Here is a 1,181-nt window from a genome sequence, read left to right as displayed (position 1 = left end):
TATAGCAATCCTAAATGATTTTCTAGACCTAGAGCAATCCTAATTGATTTTCTCCGTGTAACTATATTTATGTATTTTGGGGAAATCAAATTTTTGCCCCTTAGTAAAAAATTCAAACAAAAATTTCACAATCTTAAAAGACCTACATAAATACCAATACTTTCTTAAAAAGTTTTTAGCTTGTAACCAAATATCTTCAACGGGATTTTGTTGGGGAGCATTTGGAGCAAATAAAATACAAGTAATTGACCACTCATCAGGCTCTTTGCCACCATTTACTTCTAATAAAAAATCTCTAAATTCGCCATATTTATGATAACTGGCTCCATCCCAAATCAAGATAATCTTGCGATTCTTATATTTATCTTGTAAGTATTTTATAAATTCAACTGTTGATTTTCCATCCCCAGATGGATGACTCTGAACATGGAATTCTTTGCTTTGATAATTGAGTGCGCCAAAATAAGTTTGTCTATCTTTTTCATTGGTAATTGGGACTTCAATTCTGATTTTTGATTGACCCCAAACGTAACCCGTTAGATCGCCATGAAGTAGATGACATTCATCTATAAATAATACTATTATTTGCCCGGATTCTATGCCCGCCTTGTTTTTGAATAAAATATTGTTAATTTCTTCCGTCTTTTTTTTTACCAGTTCGACCTCATATTTCGGATTGATTTTTTGAGTTTTTTTCCAACTAATTTTCGCCCGATCGAAAAGTTCATAGTAACTCTGTTTTGATTTATAGATCACACCAAACTCTCGCTCTACATAAGTAACCAGCTCATCTAAATTCCAATATTCTTTATTCTTTAGCCAATCAATTACTTCAGTCTTTTGTAGAGCTGTTAAATACCCTTTTGACCCTTTATGCCCTAGCTTGATTCCTTCGATGCCTTTGGTTTGAAATTGTTTTTTCCAATGACCCACAAAAAAATCACTTACACCGAGAATTTTGCTAATCTCATGGTAGAACTTGCCTTCGACAGCCATCCTTACAGCTATTGCTCGTTTAAGTTCTCTTGCATCGATATCACTTTTAATGAAAGATTCTAATTGAGTTATTTCCTTTTCCATATCTTGGAGGGGCCGTTTTAAGTTATTCATTTTTTTATTGTCACAATCAAGTATTGCATATAATTGTATCATAGTCTTGATAATGATTTAGGATTGCTATA

The 1,181-nt window shown here is 32.7% G+C and carries 1 protein-coding gene; it reads right to left on the bottom strand.

The features are described 5' to 3' along the window. Positions 1-39: 39 nt before the first annotated feature. Positions 40-1,110, bottom strand: a complete 1,071-nt coding sequence (locus tag QT998_RS27335; protein WP_333218222.1) for an IS630 family transposase — start codon at positions 1,108-1,110, stop codon at positions 40-42. Between the last annotated feature and the right edge of the window lie 71 nt (positions 1,111-1,181).

This window comes from Microcoleus sp. S1D4 (assembly GCF_036700765.1).
Lineage (GTDB): Bacteria > Cyanobacteriota > Cyanobacteriia > Cyanobacteriales > Microcoleaceae > Microcoleus.
The sequence above is the reverse complement of the archived record's forward strand: the minus strand, read 5'-3'. Positions and strand labels throughout refer to the sequence as shown.

Excerpts from the sequence above, each read along its gene's own strand:
- QT998_RS27335 (WP_333218222.1), bottom strand. The coding sequence starts at position 1,110 with ATGAATAACTTAAAACGGCCCCTCCAAGATATGGAAAAGGAAATAACT.